We start from the raw sequence: 20,279 nt of genomic DNA on the forward strand, positions 1-20,279 counted from the left end.
GATGTTTCACGGGACGAACTATTCAGAAAGGGATGGAAACAATGAGTATAAAAATGAAAACACATTATAAAACCTGCCGCGGGCTATTGCTGACTACAGCTTTGGCAACAACCGGCGTTATAGCAACAGCACCTGTTGCAGCACAGATGGTGCTTGAGGAAATTACGGTAACGGCACAAAAACGCGAACAGGGTATCAACGATGTTGGTATTACGGTTAACGCATTTTCTGGCGACATGCTCGACGACTTAGGCGTGAAATCAGCGGAAGATATGGCGCTTGTTACCCCAGGCCTTACTATTACCAATACGGCGGCAACGGGAGTGCCGATTTACACGATCCGAGGTGTTGGTTTTTCTGATTATTCAACGGCGGCTTCCAGCACAGTTGGTTTGTACTTTGACGAAGTGGCTATTCCTTATGCTGTTATGAGCCGCGGCGTTCTGTTTGATATGGAGCGGGTAGAGGTTTTGAAAGGCCCACAAGGCGACTTGTATGGCCGTAACACGACGGCTGGCCAGATTAATTTTATCAGCAAAAAGCCCACAGATGAATTTGAGGCAGGTGTAGCTGTTGATTATAGCCGCTTTAACGTGCTGGATGTAGAAACATACGCGAGTGGCCCGATCACTAGTGGTATTCAGGCCCGGTTATCTGCAAAGGTTGTTCAGTCAAGTGAAGGATGGCAGCAAAGCCTAACTCGCGAGGGCGATACCCTTGGTAAGCGTGATGAAGTGGCTGTGCGCGGTTTGATCAACTTCGACCTGAGCGACAATGCAAAACTACTTCTAAATATGCATTTGATCCGCGATAAATCCGATAACCTTGCAACAACTGCTTATGACGGCACGGATATAGGGCTGGATTCTACCCAAAACCTCATTAGTGCAGGCGCAATACCTTATTCACTGGGCGATAACCGTGCCGCTGACTGGACACCGGGTGAATATCGCCCACGCCGCGATAATGAGATGAAAGGTATTTCCGCTCGTCTCGATTGGGATTTTGAAGGCATGAGCCTTACCTCAATCACGGCCTATGATAAATTTGATCGGTCAGAGGCTAATGACTGGGATGGAGCTGAAATCCGCGATTCAAACAATATCAATGTTACCGATATTGAAGTTTTCTCTCAGGAAGTTAGGCTTTCATCCAATAACGATTCCAATCTTAGCTGGATTGCAGGGGTCTATTATTCAAAAGATGACATGAGTGAAGACTATAATTACTTCATGAATGATTCATATTATTCAGTTGCCTTAGGGATTACAGAACTAGACACCCGTTATGATCAAACGACTGAATCTATCGCGGCGTTTGGTCATGTTGAATGGCAAATGACTGATAAGTTCAAGCTAACAGTTGGTGCACGCTATACTGAAGAAGACCGTGAGTGGAGCGGTTGTACCTATGACCGTAATGGTACACTAGCTTTTGCCGCGAATAATATTATTACACCGTTCTTGATTGCGCCTGCAGGCCTGCCAATTCCTGATGATGTGGCAGACGGTGCATGTGCTGTTTATAACGATATTGAAGGGTCTGATAATTACGGCCAGTATTCTGTGTTTACAGATGATATTGCTACTAACAAGTGGATGTGGAAGGCAACACTTGATTATGCCCCAACAGATGATCTGTTATTTTACGGTACCATTTCTAAAGGCTTTAAATCGGGTGGCTTTAACGGCGCAAATGCCAATACGCACAGCCAGCTTGTGCCGTACGGCCCAGAAGACCTGATATCATACGAGCTTGGTATGAAGTCAACACTTGCTGAAGGTCGTTTGCAAGTGAATGCAGCTTTCTTCTATTATGATTATCAAGACAAACAGGAGCAGGATACGGCTGTTACTTTTGTAGGCAATATTTCGGGCCTGACAAACGTGCCTAAATCTAAAATTAAGGGCGGTGAAGTTGAGGTGCGCTGGCTTGCGACAGAGGGCCTGACAGTTGATATGGGAGCCGCATATCTGGATACGGAAATTACTGAATGGGAAGCTGTGAGCTCTACGGACAGTGTGTACCCAACAATTGTTACCTTTGATGCTTCTGGCCTTGAGCTTGCGAATTCCCCTAAGTGGCAGTTTAACAGCACGGTTACGTATGAATGGGCGATTTCAAGCAAGCTGATGATGATGGTTGCAGGTGATGCTATTTATAAAGATTCTACCACTGGCGGTGCCCAAGGTTTGGCATACGCAACAGAAGATTATTTCCTTGCTAATGCTCGTATGGGTATCAGTGATGTTGACGGCGATTGGAGCATAAAGCTTTATGGCCGTAATATCTTTAATAAATACTATTACCCAGCAGCGTTTGTTGGTGGTAATGGCCCCTATGTGAGAATGGCGGGAATGCCTGTAACATACGGGATTACAGCATCATTTAAGTTCTAAGTATTCTGATAATCGAGCCACGGTAAAATGCCGTGGCTCTTTTTCTTCGAGGGCAAGGTAATGTTGTATAAATATACTATATCCACCAATACGAAATATTTGACTAAAGCGGTTTTAGCTTTGGGGTTGGCGCTATCTGCTGCGCAAACAGCTTTTGCTGATACGGTCGATTCTATCGTTATTAACGGCGAAATTCATACAATGGAAGCAGCACAGCCCATTGTACAAGCTGTAGCTGTTAAGGACGGAAAGTTCATAGCGCTTGGTACAAGTGCAGATATTAAAAAGCTGGCGGGGCCAGATACAGAGGTTCATGACCTTATGGGGCGCGTGGCACTACCCGGTTTGGTAGATGCACACAGCCACCCGACAGACGGAGCTATCGCCAACCTGTTTAGTTGCAAGTTTGAATTTACAGCAACCGCAGATGAAATTGCTTCAACACTAACAAAATGTGTTGCAGAAAACCCAGATGCAGGCTGGATTATTGGCGGGCGCTGGGACAGTAACTTCTTTGAAAACAATGATATTGAATCACCGCGCAAATGGCTTGATCAATACGCTGGCGGCAAGGCTGTTTATTTTAGTGACGATTCTGGCCACAACGGATGGGCAAACACCAAGGCCCTTGAACTTGTTGGTGTAACAGCTGAAACGAAAGACCCCGCAGGTGGTACATTTGTGCGCGAGGCAGGTAGTACTGTGCCAAACGGTTTGCTGCTTGAAGAAGCTCAGGTTGTGATGGAAGCCGCCTTACCGGACTGGAGTGAAAGCCAGTATATTGCCGGTGTTAAGGAAATGGCACGCCTTGCTAATAGGTATGGTATTACCGGTATTAAAGATGCGAATGCCCGCGAGCCAATTTTAAAAGCTTATCAGGCAGTTGATCAAAGCGGTGCACTCACCTTGCGTGTGGCAGCGCTTGTTTCAACGCCCTACGGGCACCGTGAAGTGCCCCTTGACTATAACCGTATTGAAAAATTGAGCAGTAAATATGCTTCCCCGCTTGTTGATACACGGTTCGTGAAAATATTTGATGACGGTGTGCCAACTGTATCGCGTACAGCAGCTATGCTGGACCCATACCTGCCAGACGAGAACTTCCCCGACAATTACCGCGGCATGCTGCATGTGGGGGAAGATATTTTGGTAACAGATGTTTCCGAGTTGGAAAAACGCGGTTTCACAGTTAAAATTCATACGGCAGGTGACAGGTCTGTTCATGTGGCCTTGAACGCCATTGAAAAGGCACACGCTATCAGTGGCCGTTCTGATCTGCGGCACGAGCTTGCGCATGCGGGCTATATGACAACAGATGATATCAAGCGGTTTAAGTCTCTGAATGTGGTGGCTGACCTGTCGCCTTATTTGTGGCACCCTTCACCAATTATATTCTCGATTGAAACCGCTCTGGGTAAAGAGCGGGCAGATCGCTACTGGCCTATTAAAGACTTGCTGGCGGCGGGCGCACCTGTGCTTGCTGGATCAGATTGGCCAGCAGCAGTACCATCGCTTAACCCCTGGATTGGTATAGAGGCAATGGTAACCCGGCGCGATCCTTATGGTAAAACACCCGGCGCACTTTGGCCTGAGCAGGCCATTAGCCTAGAACAGGCTCTCGAAATATTCACCATAGACGGCGCTAAAGCACTTCGTAAAGATGATGTGACCGGCTCAATCAAGGTTGGGAAGTCGGCTGACATGATTGTGCTTGACCATAATATTTTCAAAACGCCTGCGGAAGATATAGCCGAAACTAAGGTTGAACTGGTTCTGTTTCAGGGAAAAGTGGTTCTGGAAAAGTAAGCTAATGGCTTGAAATGAAAAAGCGGCTTTCACTATTTGAAGGCCGCTTTTTAGTATGTAGAGTAGGCGTGTGCATTAAACCAAGCGCTTGATAACCCGTTCCAAAATATCAAGACCTTCATGTAAAACAGCATCACTTGCAGTTAAAGCAGGCAGGAAGCGTATGACATTGCCGCGCACACCGCAGGAAAGAAGGATAAGCCCTTCACTTGCGGCCTCTGCCACTATCTTGCGGGTCAGGTCTGCATCTGGTTTGCTTGCGTCGCCGTCTTTTACCAGTTCAAGGGCAATCATCGCGCCAAGGTTTCGAATGTCGCCCATGGCTGCAATACCAGACTGTTTGATAGATAGTAAACGCTCACGGAACATATCACCAATTTGAACGGCACGGTTACAGAGTTTGTCTTCTTCTATAATATCAAGTACCTTGAGCCCTGCAACACAGCCAAGGGGTGATCCGCCATATGTGCCGCCAAGGCCACCGGGCGCTACAGTTTCCATAATATCAGCCTTGCCAATCAACCCCGAGAGCGGAAAGCCGCCGGCCAGTGCTTTGGCAACTGTCATCATATCTGGCTCGACACCGCTATATTCTGTTGCGAACACTTTGCCTGTGCGGGCAAAACCGGTTTGGATTTCATCGCAGATCATAAGAATGCCGTGTTTGTCGCATAAAGCGCGGATCGCCTGCATAAAGGCTGGACTTGCAGCATAAAAGCCACCTTCCCCTTGCACAGGCTCTAAAATGATAGCTGCAACACGGGATGGTTCAATATCAGCACTGAAAAGAGCTTCAAGCGCATCAAGGGAAATTTGCTCGGTAATGCCGTGGTACGGAATGGGGTACGGTACATGGTACACATCTGAAGGGAAGGGGCCAAAGCCTGCTTTATAGGGTGCAACTTTACCAGTTAAGGCCATCCCCATCATTGTGCGCCCATGAAAACCACCTTTGAAAGCAATAACGCCCGGCCGGCCTGTTGCTACACGGGCAACCTTGACCGCATTTTCAACTGCTTCCGCGCCGGTTGTGAGGAAAATGGTTTTCTTAGGCGTGTTACCGGGTGCGAGTGTGTTAAGGCGTTCGGCAAGCTCTACATAGCTTTCATAGGGGTTTACCTGAAAGCAAACATGGGAAAAATTATCAATTTGCGCTTTCACCGCTTCTGTAATGCGTGGGTCACCGTGGCCTGTGTTGCAAACCGCAATGCCTGTACCAAAGTCAATGTAACGCTTGCCTTCAACATCAAAGATTTCTGCGTTAGAGGCTTTTGCTGCAAATTTGGCGTGGATAGTACCCACACCTCGCGGCACTGCGGCGGTGCGGCGAGCCCATAGATCGCTATTATTACTGGATGTCATTTAGAAAGCCCTCCTATCAGGCAATATTTAAAATCATGATGTTTGTAAGTTGGTTGTGGTATTTATTGGGCTGTTACAGACTTTCCCTGAAGGCTCTTTGACTCTAGGGAGAGTATTGGTAATGCTTTGGTCTTTAACCATGGTACCATATTTTAGCATTTCTGTTACGTGTTATGCACGCGCAAGACTATTTGTGTCAGACAGGTAATTTCTGGTTTATGGCTGTGAAATTTTAGCGTTGCTTTTTAAAATAGTAAGCCGGGCCCGCGCGGGGATAAGAAGCAAAATATAGCTGATTAAAAAGAAACCGACGCAAGCAATAATAACATTTGAAAAACCGGTTTCATCAATGAAGAGCGTACCAAGATAAGGCCCAAGGCCAAGGCCTGTCATTTGAAGCGCAATAGCATACACCATCATATTACCGCGCCTGTCGAAATCGCCTACTTTTGCAAGGATGAAAGGCAACACCATGTTCCATAGAAAGTTGAAGCCGCACACGGCTATCATATAAATGGTATAATTAAAGTCTGCCAGCAGGATTGCCATGCTGGTAGCACCGCCTATTATACCAACAGTGATAGGAAGCAGGCGGCGCACCTTGTTGGCAAGCATGACGGATAATAGCGCCCCGGCGATGCCCATAATCTGCGATATAGTTAGCGCATTTGCGACGGCTTGTTCACCGACACCTTCTGAAGTGCCAATCAGGAAAAGGTAAGCCCACGCTATACCTTGTGCCAAATTATAACTCAGCACACCAAGCATCGCGATTATTTTCAGGTTTTTGGAAAGGTCTACGGCCCTCTCACTTGGTACCCCTTGGCTATCGAGTGATGCAGGTAGATATTTAACAAAGTATACTGATATAAGCGTGATAAAGGCAAAGAACGCAAAGAGGCCTTGCAACCCGAACATATCAAACGCGGTAGGCATTACGAATAGCCCCACAGCGCCGTATGACAAAAGCCACACCAAATAGAGCGCAAGGTTGCGGTCTGTTTCCCGTGTTAGGCCTATCGCCCCAAAGCTGATAGATATGAGCCCACCGTAGCCAAGCCCGGCAATGAATCTTGAGAGCATAAGGGGCTGTAGGTCAAGCCAGAAAATAGAAGCAACATCCCCGGCAACAGCCGCAGCTACACATAGTAAGGCTAATTTGCGCCAGTTAATGTTGCCAACAAAAAATGAAATCAGAATGGTTGTGAGCGCGACACCTGCCATTTCAGCAGAGGCAATATAACCAGCTTGTTTTTCTGTCATGCCCAGCACACTAACAAGCCCTTGAACAAGGCCGGGTTGTACGATGAAAACAAGTACACCTACTACCCCAAACAAAAAGGCCGAGTAGCGGGCCGAGTTGCTGTTTACATCATATACTGCGCCAGCTTTCATGTTTGTTCCTATGCGTGGTTGTCACATATTTCTGTTTATCGCTAAGAGAGCAGGCTACACTGCCGGAAAAAACTGTATTTGATAATATCACGCATCAGCTTGACATAATCGGTCAAAGTAGGCTGGTAATTGTTGAAGCATTCTCGTTTCTATACTGTTCTGGTGGGATGCCATTCCAGCGCCTAAAGGCGCGTGTGAAGGGGGCATTTTCTGAAAAGCCAACTTTGAAGGCGATATCCCTTATTGTTAAGTCAGAATAAAGCAGATGATTTTTAGCAAGAACATTCCTTTTGCGGTCAATAAAGTCTTTTAGGCTAATGCCTGATGCACGCATTTTTCTGTGTAGGGTCGCGGGTGAAATGCCCATGCTGACAGCTATTTTTTCGGCCGTTGCGCCTTGTTCCAGTAAGTGGTTGGTCAGCGTTATATCAAGCTGCTCTAGAAAGGACTGGTTGCCAAGCTGCATATTATCCATGCTGCGTTTCACATAGTTTTCCAGTATAGGAAACAGGCTTCTGTCGGCATTGTTGGAAGACCGTTGCAGGTATTTTGGGTCAAAATGAATAGCGTTCACAGGCTGTGAGTAGTAAACTGGACAGCGGAAAAAATTCTCCAATGCCATGCTTTTAGAAGGCTTTTCATGTTCAAAGTGAATTTCAACAAGCTCGAAACGCCCTGACAAATAACTGTGTATAAGCTGGTAAGTGATACCAATGGAGTATTCTGCATCTTGCCGTCTTGGCCATATGTCGCTGTCGGTAATGCGGTAACTGATACCGGCGAGACCATCTTCTTCAAACACTTTCATTTCTGAAGAATCTTGAATGGCACGCACATAAAGGGCAAGGGAGCATAAGGCTTCATAAAGTGTGGGGGAACTCATAACAAGATACCCCACAGCGCCAATGCTTTCTGGCCCAACACCAAGGCACAAGTGCAGGGATAAATAGGGGTCTTGCACTTGCTCGGCAGCTTTTTCATAGAAGCTTATGTATTTTTTTAATGGGATTTTGGCATCAGGGTCTTGAATTTGGGGCCATTTCAAGCCGACTAGGTCAAGTGTCTTTTGCAGGCTAATGCCTCTTTCAAGCAACTGGTCCAGAATAGCTTTCAAAATCTGGGTGGTGATTTGAGGTTCTTTTACATACTCGGCATGGGTTTTCATGATCGGTAAAGCCACCTCTATAGATTTAGTGCCATGATTATTGATCTATATTGTCAATATAATGATCGAAAAAGTCAATAAAACTTTATGCAACTGACCTTAGTCTGTTTCTCAGTTGGTCGCTGGGGGTCTTAGGCCTGCGCCAATACAAGAGTGTAAACTCAATATTCAGGGAAGTGCTCATATTGCTATCGGGGAGATGGCGTTTGAGTATCAAGGAGAGATCATATGAATACCAGATTTACTGCAGCCTTGTTGGCTTCTGCATCCATTGTGGCCTTTAGCGCTTTACCGCAAGCTGCGCAGGCGCAGATGTTTGAAGAAATTGTTGTAACGGCGCAAAAGCGTGACCAAAGCCTTAGCGATGTTGGTGTTTCTGTTACTGCTTTTTCGGGCGAGTCTATCGAGCGGCTTGGTTTTACCAATAGCGTGGATATTGTGGCGCAGGTGCCAGGCTTGAATGTTGGTACGCCTGTTGGGGAAGGTAATAACCCTGCCTTTACACTGCGTGGTGTTGGCCTGAATGACTTTAATGACAATAGTGAATCTCCTATCGCGATCTATCAGGATGGTGTTTATGTGTCTGCGCTTGCGGGCATGACATTTCAGCTTTTTGATGTGGAACGTGTTGAGGTTTTAAGAGGGCCACAAGGCACACTTTATGGCCGTAACGCAACGGGTGGTCTTATTCATTTTATTTCGAAAAAGCCAACGGATGAATTTGAAGCTTATGCAAGGGCAACATACGGCAGCTATAATCAGATTAAGCTGGAAGGTGCTATTAGTGGCCCTCTAAGTGACACAGTTTCCGGCAGGCTTTCTTTTTCAAGCAATAATCATGATGGCTATAATGAAAACCGTATTGGTCGTGATGGTAATGAAGCTGATAGTAAGGCTGTTCGGGGCCTGCTTGATTTCAAGCTTGCGGACAATCACAACCTAATGCTGAAAGGCTATTACTCAAAAGCCGACACTATTGCCGCACAGTATCAACATGTGCCATCTGATGGTGTGTCTGATATTTATGGATACAGCGATACAGACGGCGACACGCATGCAGGTGCTTATGACCGCGCTGGTGCCCTGAATATTGAAGCATACGGCGTTTCAGGTACCTATGAGGGCACATGGGGCGAGGTTGATGTGACGAATGTTTTATCCTACAGCAAAACAGACAAGTTCCACCAAGAAGACACAGACGCTGGCCCAGTAAGCGGTATTCTACCAACATTTCAGGCGAATATCAGGCAAATTTCTGAAGAGCTGACCTTTTCAGGCGGTAATGATAAATTTAACTGGGTGCTGGGAGGTTTCTTCTTTGACACCAAGGTTGTTGGCAAGCTTGACCTACTCGTAAACTGGTATGCAGGTTTTGCGAATGCGGTTGATTCCGACCCAACCGTGTTTGATGGCTTGCTCGGCGCTGGTACGCCTTCTCTTGGGGCAACGGCAGATGATGTGCTTTTACCTGCTATTGGCTATGATGTTGATTATACACAGGATACCCAGTCAATTTCAGGCTACGGTCAGGTTGAGTATAATCTGGATGAAAAATGGAAAGTTACTTTTGGTCTGCGCTACACCAATGAAAAACGCCATATAGAATATCTAAACGCTATGCCAGCAGGATACCTTCTGAATGATGCCTTTGGTGGTGTTCTTGGTATGCAGTCTTATATGGATTTCCGTACAGGGGCTAATAATAACGGTACCGGCATACCGGGGCTGGATGCTGGCGCTGTGGGCAATCTGAACGATAATGATTTTAATAATGTGTCTGGTAAAGTCGGGCTGGATTATGCTGCAAACGATGATCTGCTTCTGTATGTAAGTGTTAGTCGGGGCTTTAAGTCTGGTGGGTTTAATGCCGGTTTCCTTGATGCAACAGACGGCCTTACAACAGCGAATGTACCTTACGATTCTGAAAAGCTGACATCGTATGAAGCTGGTTTCAAGTGGAACTCAACGGGTGGTATGTTCCGCGTTAACGGCGCTGCTTTCTATTACGACTATAAAGACTTTCAGGCGCTTGGTTTCTCTGGCCTTTCACAGTTTATTACAAACTCGGATGCCACCTATAAAGGCATGGAGCTTGAAGTGGGTGCAACCCCTGCCGAAGGGCTTTCCATTCAATTAGGGGCAAGCTATCTCGATGCTCAGGTTGACGGTGTCTTTATTGATGGTGTTTACTTCCCTGATGTAACGCCTGTGCTTGCGCCTGAGTTTACCGCGAACGGCCTTGTACACTATGAAAAGCCGGTTACTGCCCTGAAGGGTATTGTTGGTGCGACTGTTAGCTTTAACCACCAAGGTAGTCATTATTTTGACATTACCAATTCGGCAAGCTCAAAACAAAAGGCTTATACTCTTGTTGATGCAAGGCTTTCATGGATGAGTGAAAATGAAAGCGTAGAACTGGCAGCCTTTGCCAAAAATATCTTTGGTAAAGACTATAATGTTTATTCCTTCGACTTCACCGGTACAGCGGGCTTTTTGCAGGAAATGCCGGGCCGCCCCAAATGGTTCGGGGCTGAGCTAACCTTGCGCTACTAATATAGCGTTCTCCTGAGGCAGTTCATAAGTCCTGCCTCAGGCTTTCCCTGATATGTGCTGGAGGTGTGTGGTGATTGAAGCCCGTGTTAACTTGGCAGTTCTTGCAGGATGGCGTGAATTATTTGAACGCAGCGAAGTTGCCAATATTGAAATTAACCGTATTTCCGAGCTTGAGTTTGCAAGCAGTAGTTCTAACAAACATGAAATAAGCCTTGCCGATTTTGTCGCGCTTTTAGAAAAAATTGGCAACAATGTTAAGCGCCCCAACCTGTTTTGGCGTGCTGGTGAGACATATGATTTTTCGGTTCTTGGTGATGTGGGCGAGGCGATCTTATCTGCAAAAACCTTGCGGGGTGCGTTGAAGCGCTTCACTGATTATTTTCTGTTGCTGCAAGATGCAACAGAGCTTAGCTTTGAAACAGGGGAACGGTTTTCTGTTATCAGTTACCGTATTCTCGACCCTAACATATGGCCGCGTACCTGTGATGCCGCTTTTACACTTGGGCTATGCTTGCAGCTTATTCGAAAGGTCGCGGGCTATAGCTGGCATGAAGTGGAAGTAACACTTGAATGTGAACGCAGCGACGTGAAAAGCGATATTGCTTCGTGTGTAGGCACGCACTGTACATACGGCGGCGAAGCAAATATGATCAGGTTTCCTGTAAGCTTTCTTGATAGGCCCTTTAACCCTGATTATGAAGTGGCCGCAAAAACGTTAAATGCCTTGAGTAAGAAGGTTATTTATAAAAAGCGTAATATGCCGATTTCAGAGCGGGTAAAAACAGAAATTTATAGCCAGCTTGGGCAGGGGCGTGTGGACCAGAATACTATTGCGCGTGAACTGGGTATGTCTGGCCGAACTTTGCGCCGCAAGTTAACAACGGAAGATGTATCCTTTCAGGCTATACTCGATGAATGCCGTATGCGGGTTGCGTCGCTTGAACTTAAAACACGCCGTAATATATCGCTTTCAGAAACGGCACTGCGCCTTGGCTATTCAGAGCATAGCAGTTTTTCGCGGGCCTTTACGCGGTGGTGCGGTATGACACCACAAGATTTCAGGCGAGTAGAGCGCACAGAGTACTGCGCTATAATGTGAGTATGGTTACCCTTTAAGATGGCCGCTTTTGTTAAGTGTTAGCCTGCTTTCTTTGTCATAATTGCTCCATCACGTAACCATAAGGGGCATGCTATGCCAGATATTATTTTCACGCGGGCAGACGGTGTAAAAGAAACTGTTGAAGCGGATATTGGTGTATCCATCATGGAAGCTGGCCGCGATGCAGGTGTTGGGGTTGAAGGCACCTGTGGTGGCTGTTTAAGCTGTGCCACATGCCATGTTATTGTAGCAGATAGCTGGTTTACGGAATTAGAACCCATGACGGAAGATGAGGATGATATGCTCGATATGGCAGAAGAACGGTGTGCCACATCGCGCCTTGGGTGCCAAATTGCCATGACAGAAGCTTTAGACGGCATTGAGATTACGGTACCTGAAAATTTCTGACCATATTTCACATGTAACAGGAGGCATTATTGCCGCGTATTTTGGTAATGGAGGGCAACCCAGCCCAAAGCCGTAAAAAGGCACAAAAGCAGAATATCAAAATGGCAGGCGAAACCTACGCTGATATTGTGCGCAGATATTTTCCGGCAATTGATATTGATACAGTATATGCCGCCGATAGAGATGCTGAGATGCCATCTGGCACAGACCTTAAAGGGTACGACGGGTTTATTGTTGGTGGCTCTGGCCTGCACTGCTATGATACGACATTTGAAGTGTTAAACCAGATTGAGCTCTTGAAGCAGGCGACAGATGCAGGTTTGCCAGTTCTTGGGAGCTGTTGGGGGTTGCAAATTGCGGCGCTTGCAGGGGGCGGTGCAGTAGAGCGCAGCCCAATTGGCCGAGAGATTGGCGTTGCCCGTAAAATTCATCTAACAGCAGAGGGGCAGGCACACCCATTATATGCCGGTAAACGTCTGGTTTTCGATAGCCCGTGTATACACTATGATGAAGTTGTAAAACTGCCTTCTGGCAGCACGGTTTTAGCCTCAAACAAGCATAGTCATGTGCAGGCGGCCATTATTCCACTTGCGAACTCTGAAGTGTGGGCAATGCAATATCATCCTGAATTTGAGCTATCGAATATTGCGCAGTTACTGGGGCTGTACGCGGCAGATATGATGGCTGAAGGCTTTTTTAAAGATGAAGCTTCGTTAAACGCTTATATTAAAAACGTGCGTATACTTGCAAGTGATCCAGCTAATAAGGCCGCATCATGGCAACTGGCAATTGACAGTGATATACTTGATAATGCTTACCAAACACTTGAAATCCAGAATTGGGTAAAGGCGTTTATCCTGAAATGAACCGACGTTGCACACAATAAAACGGGGCCAGTTTGGCCCCGTTTTTGTATCTGTTGTAGATATCTTCTTTAGGTCCAGCCATTTTCTGGGCGGTCAAACCATACGTGAACCTGCCCGGTACCTGTTGAATTTTCATATTCACCGAACAGCCGGCCTGTGGCTTTACACTCTGTGCCACCAACGGCAGATGCCATCATAAGATAGTGGGCAAACTTGCCTTCTGGTTTGTGCTCCATATAAGCATCCATATTGTTGATAACAGACGCATGATCACCTGCTTTAAACCATGCAAGGCGTTGCTCGTCTGCGGCGCGTGCTTCTGGTGTGAATACATGAATGGGGTCAGATGCTTCATGATAGATAAGTTCATCAAGAGGCCAGAACCTGTGGCTCATGCCGCCGCTTGCAAGCAAGACAACACGTTTGCCAGATTTTTTAACGGCTTCGCCAATGGCTTTTCCTACATCTAAAAAATTCTTTGTCGTGCCTGTTTGGCAAACACTAACAGAAAGCCATGCTTCATCCCGCTCATCGCTATGCAAAAAATGCGCGATATTAATGGTTGGGTAATGGATGGGCAGGTAGGGGTCATCATTTGCAATACAAGGCACGCCTGATGCTACAGCTTCTGCGGCAGCAAGCTTTGCAAGGCTTGCATCCCCTTTCAGGTTAAAGGGTATTTGCTTCATGCCGCGAGGTAGCTCTTCAGAGGTATATTTACCACTGCGCCTTTCATGCCCAGTAATGATAAATTCAACTGTTGAAAACCAGTGTGTGTCAAACACAATAACAGCATCTGGTTTTAAGACATCAATCACTTCACTGCGTAATTGTTTCAGCCCCGGAACGAGGGTTATTTCTTTCCCGTCATTCAAAGCAAAACGTGTTTCCTGAGGCATCATGATTGGCGGTGCATGTGACACCAGCCCAACACCAACAATTTCACCCATAGTGTCCTCCTGTTTGGATATTAGCTTTGATCAAAAAGTGCCTGATTCAGAGGGGCTGGTCCAATGGCAAGGCCTGTAAAGGCCATTATACACCAACTTTGACCACAATTGCTAAGAACCCTAAGGGTAACATAGGCATAGTGAAGATCAGGAGGGCGCTTCCTGTTGGGTGCCCGTTTTTCTAGTGGCTCATTTTGCTGTGGTGGAGAGTAGTATGTCATTTCCCTATTCATTCAATGCGGATGAAAACGCCGACCTTTCAAAGCATGATTCTTTCATTCAGGGACCACCTTTAAAAACATTTAAGCGTATGCAGCAACATGATCCTTTGGCATGGTGCCCAGAGGAAGATGGGCGGGGTTTCTGGTCTATCACCCGCCACGCAGATATTATGGATTTGAATAAACAGCCAGAGCTGCTGAGTTCCGCGCGAGGTATTCGCATTGAAGACCAGTCAGAGGAAGAATATGAGGCGCGCAAAACCTTTCAGGAGACAGATGCGCCCGACCACCGCAAAACACGGATGTTAGTGAATAAAGCGTTCTCCAAGGCGACTGTAGCGCAATACGAGCAGCAAATTCGCAGCATTGTGGTTGATTTGTTTGAAGAAACTTTTCAGGAAAAAGAATTTGATGCTGTTGATAAAATAGCGCGCCAGCTACCCATGCGGATGCTGGCACAAATACTAGGTGTGCCAGCACAAGATGCCGACTGGCTGGTAGAACGCGGTGATAACCTGATCGCGAATACAGACCCAGAATATAGTGATTTTGTGGTCGATAAGGTGGATACCGAAGAATACCGGCTGTTGCCTTTCCGGTCCCCTGCAGCGGTTGATCTGTTTGATTATGCGAATGACCAGCTTAAACGCATTAAAAAAGGTGAAGATGTTGGTGTTTTGAGCCTTGTGAAACAGCCAATGAAAGATGGCACCTGCATGAGTGATGCAGAGTTCCGTAATTTCTTTTGTCTATTGGTGGCAGCAGGGAACGATACGACACGCTATAGTATTGCAGCATCGCTCCATGCGCTTGCCAACGAAAAGCACCTGATGCAGCAGTTGAAGGCAAACGGCGATGCGCTATGGGATACGGCAACAGATGAATTGATCCGTTATGCTTCTCCTACCATGTACTTTAGGCGGACTGCTACTCGCGATTTTGATTATCATAATAAAACGGTGAAAGAAGGCGATAAGGTTATTCTGTGGTTTGCTGCCGGAAATCGAGACGAGACGGTGTTTGCGAACCCCGATGCGATTGATATTACCCGCCAGCAAAACAAGTTTGTGTCCTTTGGTCAGGGCGGCCCGCATGTGTGCCTTGGTATGTGGCTTGCTAAACTGGAAGTAAAAACGCTGCTTCAGGAAATTGTTAAGGTGGTGGATGGCTTTGAACAAACAGCGCCGCACACTTTTCTGCGGTCCAACTTTATTGGCGGAATTAAAAAGCTGCCTCTTGCGGTTAAATTAAAATAATAGCGTCTGGTTTGGGCGAAAAGGATTTGTAAATGTCAGTTGAAGAAAGAATTAGGGTTTTATTTGCAGACCAATTGAACCTTGCGCGCGGTAAATATGTACCACGCTCGTATGCTGAGCGTGGTAACGTAAAGTTTTGCCTCGGTGCTTACGCTGTTACCTATTGCCGAAAACTGATTGATGCCCCCGGCGCTAAAATGCTCGAAGGCTTGCCTGACCTTGAAGCCGTGTTTGATTTGGCAGACGCGGTACAAAGCTGGGAAGACAATTGCAAAATTGTGATTGCAGACCTGGAATTTGAAGGGGAACCGCTGCCTATGTGCGGGCGTAGCCTTTTGAAGCGTACACTGGCAGCGTGGCAAAAGCGCGGGTATACAGCTAAAATTGGTATAGAGCTTGAAGCTTTTGTGTTTCAGCGCGGCGAAAACGGTGCATGGGTACCGTATGATACACCCGGCGCTTATGTATACGGCACAGGTCCTGCAACTGACCCGGCAGGGTTGATGGATGATATATGGAAAGAGGCTATGCGGTGTGGTTTCAAAATTGAATCCATGAACTCAGAGTATGATAGCCCGCAGTTTGAACTCACTTTGAAGTATGATGATGCTTTAAAAGCAATTGATGATGTTTTTCTATTTAAGTTAATGGCACGTGAACTGGCTTTTCGTAAGGGCTTTTTGCTGTGCTTTATGCCCAAACCGCTTGAAGAAGCGGGCGGAAGCGGCCTTCATGTGAACTTTAGCTTGTGGGATAAGGACGGTAATAATGCCTTTGCTGATACAAGCGAAGCGGACGGCCTTTCCTCTCTTGCAAAACAATGTGTTGCAGGTCTTGTTGAGCACCACGAAGGCATGGCTGGTTTATTGGCACCAACAACAAACTCATACCGCCGTTTAACGGCTGATAGCCTTGCTGGTTACTGGGCAAGCTGGGGCTATGACCACAGGGGTGCCACTACCCGCGTTTCCAATGAGCGCGGCAAGGGTACACGGCTTGAACACCGGCAATCAGACTGTGCTGTTAGCCCGTATGTGGCGGCGGCAACTGTTTTGCAAGCCGCACTTCTTGGCGTTACAGAGGGGTATGACATTCCTCAGCCAGAAACAGGCGACAGCTTCGAAACGGTTAGTACAGACCGGCATACTCCGCCTGACTTGGCAAGCGCCTTAAAGGCCTTGAAAGCTGATACAAAGCTGGTTGCGGCGCTCGGTGAAACATTTGTTGCCAACTTTCTTGCTATCAAGGAAGCGGAACTGGAAGAAGCCGAAGGCAAATCCAGCGAGTGGGAATTCAACTATTATAGCCCGTTTATATAAACCTATGCCTTGTATTTATGCATGACAGGAGAGCGATCCGTGTCTAACCGATTTATAGTTGAAGGTGTTTCTATTTCACCTGATCATTTAATAGGCGGTAAACGTGTTCCGTCGAAAGAAACATTTGCTGTGCACTCGCCGCTTAACTGGTCTGTTGAGCTTGGCCGCATTGCGCGCGGTGATGGCGAAACAGCACAGCAGGCTGTTGCTGCCGCTGAACAGGCTTTTCCAGCGTGGGCTGCCCTCAGCTCCGCAGAGCGCGCAACATATCTGCACCGCCTTGCAGACCTAATAGAAGAGCGTAAAGAAGACCTAGCTATCGTTGAGTGCATGGATATGGCCATGCTGCACGAAAGCCTGCGTCTGCGACTTATCCCGCGCGGTGCGCTTAACTTTCGCAACTATGCTGATTTAGCGGTCGATTATAAAGAGCGGGTTTGGTCTTCCAAAGGAACGGCTAACCGTGTTGTTCGTATGCCTGCTGGTCCAACGGTGATTATTACACCGTGGAATGCACCGTTTATGTTGTCTACCTGGAAATGCGCACCGGCGCTTGCTGCAGGAAACACCGTGATATTAAAGCCTGCGGAATGGTCTCCGCTTTCTGCGGCACTTCTGGGCGACCTGATTGTGGAAGCTGGTTTCCCGGCTGGTGTGTTTAATATTGTTCAGGGTATTGGCGAGGAAGTGGGCGCAGGCCTTGTATCTGATCCGCGTGTGCGGCGTATTTCCTTTACAGGTTCACCCGAAACGGCAGTTCATATTGGAGTGGCTGCGGCTAAAAATATAGTACCTTTTACTGCGGAACTGGGCGGTAAAGGCCCTTTGATTGTGTTTGAGGATGCAGACATTGATGCGGCGGCGAAAAAGGCGGCTGGCCAGTTTGACGATTCTGGGCAGGTTTGTTTGGCGGGCACACGCATTTTGGTGCAGGCATCAATTAGGGATAAGTTTTTAGAACTGTTCCATCACTATGCCGACCAGCATGTGATGGGAGACAGCCGCGATGAAAGCACGACAATCTCGCCGATGATTCACCCCGTGCACATGGCGCGGGTGGCAGGCTTTGTTGAGCGGGCCCGTAAAAATGGTGACACAATTGTACGCGGCGGCAAGGTCTTTAAAGAAGGAGGGCTTTGGTATGAGCCCACACTGATCGAGCCAAAGAGCAACGCTTCAGAAGTTGTGCAAAGTGAAATTTTTGGCCCGGTTCTAACTTTTCAAACATTTGTGGATGAAGCAGACGCCGTAAGGCTTGCGAATAGTACAAAATATGGGCTTTCTGGCATTGTTTATACATCGAGTGCCGAACGCGCTGAGCGTATGGGCCTTGCCATAAGGGCAGGTACTGTGTGGGTAAACTGTTTCCTTGTGCGGGATTTAACAGCCCCGTTTGGCGGTGTTGGCACCAGCGGGATTGGCCGTGAAGGTGGCGACTATGCCCTTGATTTTCATTCGGAACTTAAAACGATCCAGATTTTAGACGGGTCTGTTGCTTAACTATTTATCTAGTCGGGTTTCCCAAAACTAGGGCGCTGTCATAACTGGCAGCGCCCTCTTTGTCAGCAAAGAAAAAGGCCGGGGTTTCCCGGCCTTTTATAATTACAGGTTGTTGCGCGCCAGTGTTGTGCCGGCTTTCCAACTGGTACAAACTTCGTGCCAGTAACCTCCGATTATTTCTTTTGGTTTTAGGCGGGTTAGTTCCTCAACGGGAGAATCAAAAAGGCTAAAATCAATATTACCTTTAAAGCAGCGGCCCATTTGGCCATCAAAACCTGACATGGTAACAACTTCATTGAGGCTGTCGGTGCCGTTGCCTTCAATTGCAGGCATCCAGCGATTATGAAGCATGGGGTGCCCGTTTACAAAGCCAGGCTTTTCAGCCTCAGCGGTTATTTCAAAGCGGCCCTCTGCGAGGCGGCGGTCATATGCCGCAAGCGTGCAGCCAAATTTACCACCTTTTTCAAGGCGCGGTGTAGCTTTACCTAGCGCAAAAACGCGGGTTTGGTGGATGGATCCCAGTTTTTTTGGGTAGCCTTGGTGTTGGCCGCGCAGAATAGCATAGTCTTTATCAACCCAAATATAAGCGCAGCGCGAGTAGGTTTTACCCTGATATTTACACCGGATAACCACGAACGCTTCCTTATACTGGCAGCGAATGGGGTCGAGCAGTTCTTCAAAACTATCAGAGCAGCTTTGCCAGTCAGCCCAGATAAAGGCGATGGCACCGGGGTCTTCGTCCGCAAGTTCCATGCCTTCAGGGAGTAAGGCTGCCACTTCGGCTGGGTCCACGCGGTATTCAAACGTAATCAATTCGCCAGAATAGTGCCACGGTGTTGGTGGCAGGATTGACGATTTACCAGTGTCCGTGCGCGGGTACATAAAACCTTTCATTTGGTCATCCTTTAAACGTGCATTGAAATTAGTATAACTGCCTTCAAACTATGCTTTCTGGTACATTGAACCAATGACTGAACGACAGGAGGTGGTATAATGCCCCGTATTTGTCCGCATTTGCTAAGCACTATACCCGAAGAATACGCATATTTTTTACCAGCTTAAAAATATAGAGGTTTAAGGTTATGGCAGAATATCGACGCATCCTTCTTGATGGTTACCCAACAATGGTTCGCCGCGAAGGAAATGAACTGGTGTCTCGTGACGGGCGCACGCTTGCAATATCAGATGCAGTGCACTTGCCGCCGTGCAAACCCAGCAAAATTATCTGTGTGCATCTGAACTATCAGAGCCGGGTTGATGAGTTTATTACCAAGTTGCCTGCAGCCCCTACCTATTTCCATAAGCCAATTACGGCCCTTAATAGCCATGACGGTGATATTGTACGGCCAGAGCGGTGCAAATGGCTGAACTACGAAGGTGAAATTGCGATCATTATTGGCAGGCATTGCAGGAACGTTAGCCCAGAAGAAGCTGGCCATTATATTGCGGGTTATGCACCGGCAAATGATTACGGCCTTCACGATTTTAGAGATACAGATGCGGGTTCAATGCTGCGGGTGAAGGGCTCAGATACCTTGTGCCCAATCGGCCCTGGCATAGTTGATGACTGGGATTTCAGAGGCAAACAAATCCGTACAATTGTCAACGGTGAAATCAAGCAGAATTCGACAACAGATGAAATGGAATGGGATATGCACTATCTTGTTGCTGATATTGCTCGTACAATAACACTTGAACCGGGCGATGTTTTGTTGTCTGGTACGCCCGCAAACAGCCGCCCGGTACAGCCGGGTGATGTGGTTGAAGTTGAAGTCGAGGGCCTTGGCACACTGCGCAACAGGATTGTGCATGGTCCAACGCCCATTCGCGGTGATGTTGGTGCCCAGCCAACAGAATCGGAAGAGGTGATCTCAACTGCAATGGGCGGCGACTGGGAACATCGTGGTAAACGCGCTGCTGGTGGCCAAGGAGCACAGTTTTATGAAACTGCGCTGAAGGACTAGCAGTTAAAAACAGGAA

The 20,279-nt window shown here is 47.3% G+C and carries 15 protein-coding genes; 10 read left to right on the forward strand and 5 right to left on the reverse strand.

Annotated elements, in window-relative coordinates; translation table 11 throughout:
- Window positions 1-53 precede the first annotated feature (53 nt).
- Together ICL80_RS07025 and ICL80_RS07030 are read left to right on the forward strand one after the other, a co-directional pair.
- Window positions 54-2,399: a TonB-dependent receptor gene (locus tag ICL80_RS07025; protein ID WP_194215380.1), complete on the forward strand. Its 2,346-nt coding sequence runs from the start codon at window positions 54-56 to the stop codon at window positions 2,397-2,399.
- Window positions 2,400-2,459: 60 nt separating this feature from the next.
- Window positions 2,460-4,205, forward strand: coding sequence for an amidohydrolase (locus ICL80_RS07030; RefSeq protein ID WP_194215381.1), 1,746 nt, complete (start codon window positions 2,460-2,462; stop codon window positions 4,203-4,205).
- Window positions 4,206-4,280: 75 nt separating this feature from the next.
- On the opposite strand, the gene gabT is transcribed toward ICL80_RS07030, so the two are convergent.
- The 3 genes from gabT to ICL80_RS07045 form a co-directional block, all read right to left on the reverse strand.
- Window positions 4,281-5,567 (reverse strand): 4-aminobutyrate--2-oxoglutarate transaminase, encoded by a 1,287-nt coding sequence (gene gabT, locus ICL80_RS07035; RefSeq protein ID WP_194215382.1) that lies wholly within the window; start codon window positions 5,565-5,567, stop codon window positions 4,281-4,283.
- A 216-nt stretch (window positions 5,568-5,783) separates the two neighbouring features.
- The gene (locus ICL80_RS07040; RefSeq protein ID WP_194215383.1) at window positions 5,784-6,962 is read right to left on the reverse strand and encodes an MFS transporter; all 1,179 of its coding nucleotides are present in this window, start codon (window positions 6,960-6,962) and stop codon (window positions 5,784-5,786) included.
- A 112-nt stretch (window positions 6,963-7,074) separates the two neighbouring features.
- The gene (locus tag ICL80_RS07045; protein ID WP_194215384.1) at window positions 7,075-8,127 is read right to left on the reverse strand and encodes an AraC family transcriptional regulator; all 1,053 of its coding nucleotides are present in this window, start codon (window positions 8,125-8,127) and stop codon (window positions 7,075-7,077) included.
- Between the two features lie 228 nt (window positions 8,128-8,355).
- Between ICL80_RS07045 and ICL80_RS07050 the strand changes: the two genes are divergently transcribed.
- The 4 genes from ICL80_RS07050 to ICL80_RS07065 all read left to right on the forward strand — a co-directional run bounded on the left by ICL80_RS07050 (window position 8,356) and on the right by ICL80_RS07065 (window position 13,053).
- Window positions 8,356-10,680: a TonB-dependent receptor gene (locus ICL80_RS07050; RefSeq protein WP_194215385.1), complete on the forward strand. Its 2,325-nt coding sequence runs from the start codon at window positions 8,356-8,358 to the stop codon at window positions 10,678-10,680.
- 70 nt (window positions 10,681-10,750) lie between these two features.
- Window positions 10,751-11,779 (forward strand): AraC-like transcriptional regulator QhpR, encoded by a 1,029-nt coding sequence (gene qhpR / locus ICL80_RS07055; RefSeq protein ID WP_194215386.1) that lies wholly within the window; start codon window positions 10,751-10,753, stop codon window positions 11,777-11,779.
- Window positions 11,780-11,872: 93 nt separating this feature from the next.
- Window positions 11,873-12,187 (forward strand): 2Fe-2S iron-sulfur cluster-binding protein, encoded by a 315-nt coding sequence (locus tag ICL80_RS07060; protein ID WP_194215387.1) that lies wholly within the window; start codon window positions 11,873-11,875, stop codon window positions 12,185-12,187.
- A gap of 29 nt (window positions 12,188-12,216) precedes the next feature.
- Entirely contained in the window at window positions 12,217-13,053 is an 837-nt protein-coding gene (locus ICL80_RS07065; protein ID WP_228073846.1) for a type 1 glutamine amidotransferase, read from the forward strand.
- A gap of 68 nt (window positions 13,054-13,121) precedes the next feature.
- Here ICL80_RS07065 and ICL80_RS07070 read toward each other — a convergent pair whose 3' ends face one another.
- A complete protein-coding gene (locus ICL80_RS07070; RefSeq protein ID WP_194215388.1) occupies window positions 13,122-14,003 on the reverse strand; it encodes a DODA-type extradiol aromatic ring-opening family dioxygenase in 882 nt (293 codons plus the stop codon).
- A 214-nt stretch (window positions 14,004-14,217) separates the two neighbouring features.
- Here ICL80_RS07070 and ICL80_RS07075 point away from each other — a divergent pair, with 214 nt between their 5' ends.
- From ICL80_RS07075 to ICL80_RS07085, 3 genes are read left to right on the forward strand one after another with little or no spacing between them, the layout of a single operon-like run.
- The gene (locus ICL80_RS07075) at window positions 14,218-15,480 is read left to right on the forward strand and encodes a cytochrome P450 (protein WP_194215389.1); all 1,263 of its coding nucleotides are present in this window, start codon (window positions 14,218-14,220) and stop codon (window positions 15,478-15,480) included.
- A gap of 32 nt (window positions 15,481-15,512) precedes the next feature.
- A complete protein-coding gene (locus ICL80_RS07080) occupies window positions 15,513-16,799 on the forward strand; it encodes a glutamine synthetase family protein (protein ID WP_194215390.1) in 1,287 nt (428 codons plus the stop codon).
- A gap of 39 nt (window positions 16,800-16,838) precedes the next feature.
- Window positions 16,839-18,299 carry an aldehyde dehydrogenase gene (locus ICL80_RS07085; RefSeq protein WP_194215391.1) on the forward strand — a complete coding sequence of 487 codons (1,461 nt, stop codon included), beginning with the start codon at window positions 16,839-16,841 and terminating at the stop codon, window positions 18,297-18,299.
- A 102-nt stretch (window positions 18,300-18,401) separates the two neighbouring features.
- Here the strand turns inward: ICL80_RS07085 and ICL80_RS07090 are convergent, their stop codons facing one another.
- Window positions 18,402-19,193, reverse strand: a complete 792-nt coding sequence (locus ICL80_RS07090) for an acetoacetate decarboxylase family protein (RefSeq protein ID WP_194215392.1) — start codon at window positions 19,191-19,193, stop codon at window positions 18,402-18,404.
- Between the two features lie 188 nt (window positions 19,194-19,381).
- Between ICL80_RS07090 and ICL80_RS07095 the strand changes: the two genes are divergently transcribed.
- Window positions 19,382-20,263: a fumarylacetoacetate hydrolase family protein gene (locus ICL80_RS07095; RefSeq protein WP_194215393.1), complete on the forward strand. Its 882-nt coding sequence runs from the start codon at window positions 19,382-19,384 to the stop codon at window positions 20,261-20,263.
- Window positions 20,264-20,279: the final 16 nt, after the last annotated feature.

Origin of the sequence: Kordiimonas pumila, assembly GCF_015240255.1 — a bacterium.
GTDB classification, from domain to species: Bacteria; Pseudomonadota; Alphaproteobacteria; order Sphingomonadales; family Kordiimonadaceae; genus Kordiimonas; species Kordiimonas pumila.

Bases quoted from the DNA above. Each gene is read 5' to 3' on its own strand.
- ICL80_RS07050 (WP_194215385.1), top strand. From the start codon at position 8,356: ATGAATACCAGATTTACTGCAGCCTTGTTGGCTTCTGCATCCATTGTG.
- ICL80_RS07090 (WP_194215392.1), bottom strand. From the start codon at position 19,193: ATGAAAGGTTTTATGTACCCGCGCACGGACACTGGTAAATCGTCAATC.
- ICL80_RS07060 (WP_194215387.1), top strand. From the start codon at position 11,873: ATGCCAGATATTATTTTCACGCGGGCAGACGGTGTAAAAGAAACTGTT.
- ICL80_RS07030 (WP_194215381.1), top strand. From the start codon at position 2,460: ATGTTGTATAAATATACTATATCCACCAATACGAAATATTTGACTAAA.
- ICL80_RS07095 (WP_194215393.1), top strand. From the start codon at position 19,382: ATGGCAGAATATCGACGCATCCTTCTTGATGGTTACCCAACAATGGTT.
- ICL80_RS07075 (WP_194215389.1), top strand. From the start codon at position 14,218: ATGTCATTTCCCTATTCATTCAATGCGGATGAAAACGCCGACCTTTCA.
- ICL80_RS07045 (WP_194215384.1), bottom strand. From the start codon at position 8,127: ATGAAAACCCATGCCGAGTATGTAAAAGAACCTCAAATCACCACCCAG.
- ICL80_RS07070 (WP_194215388.1), bottom strand. From the start codon at position 14,003: ATGGGTGAAATTGTTGGTGTTGGGCTGGTGTCACATGCACCGCCAATC.
- ICL80_RS07025 (WP_194215380.1), top strand. From the start codon at position 54: ATGAAAACACATTATAAAACCTGCCGCGGGCTATTGCTGACTACAGCT.
- gabT (WP_194215382.1), bottom strand. From the start codon at position 5,567: ATGACATCCAGTAATAATAGCGATCTATGGGCTCGCCGCACCGCCGCA.
- ICL80_RS07080 (WP_194215390.1), top strand. From the start codon at position 15,513: ATGTCAGTTGAAGAAAGAATTAGGGTTTTATTTGCAGACCAATTGAAC.
- ICL80_RS07040 (WP_194215383.1), bottom strand. From the start codon at position 6,962: ATGAAAGCTGGCGCAGTATATGATGTAAACAGCAACTCGGCCCGCTAC.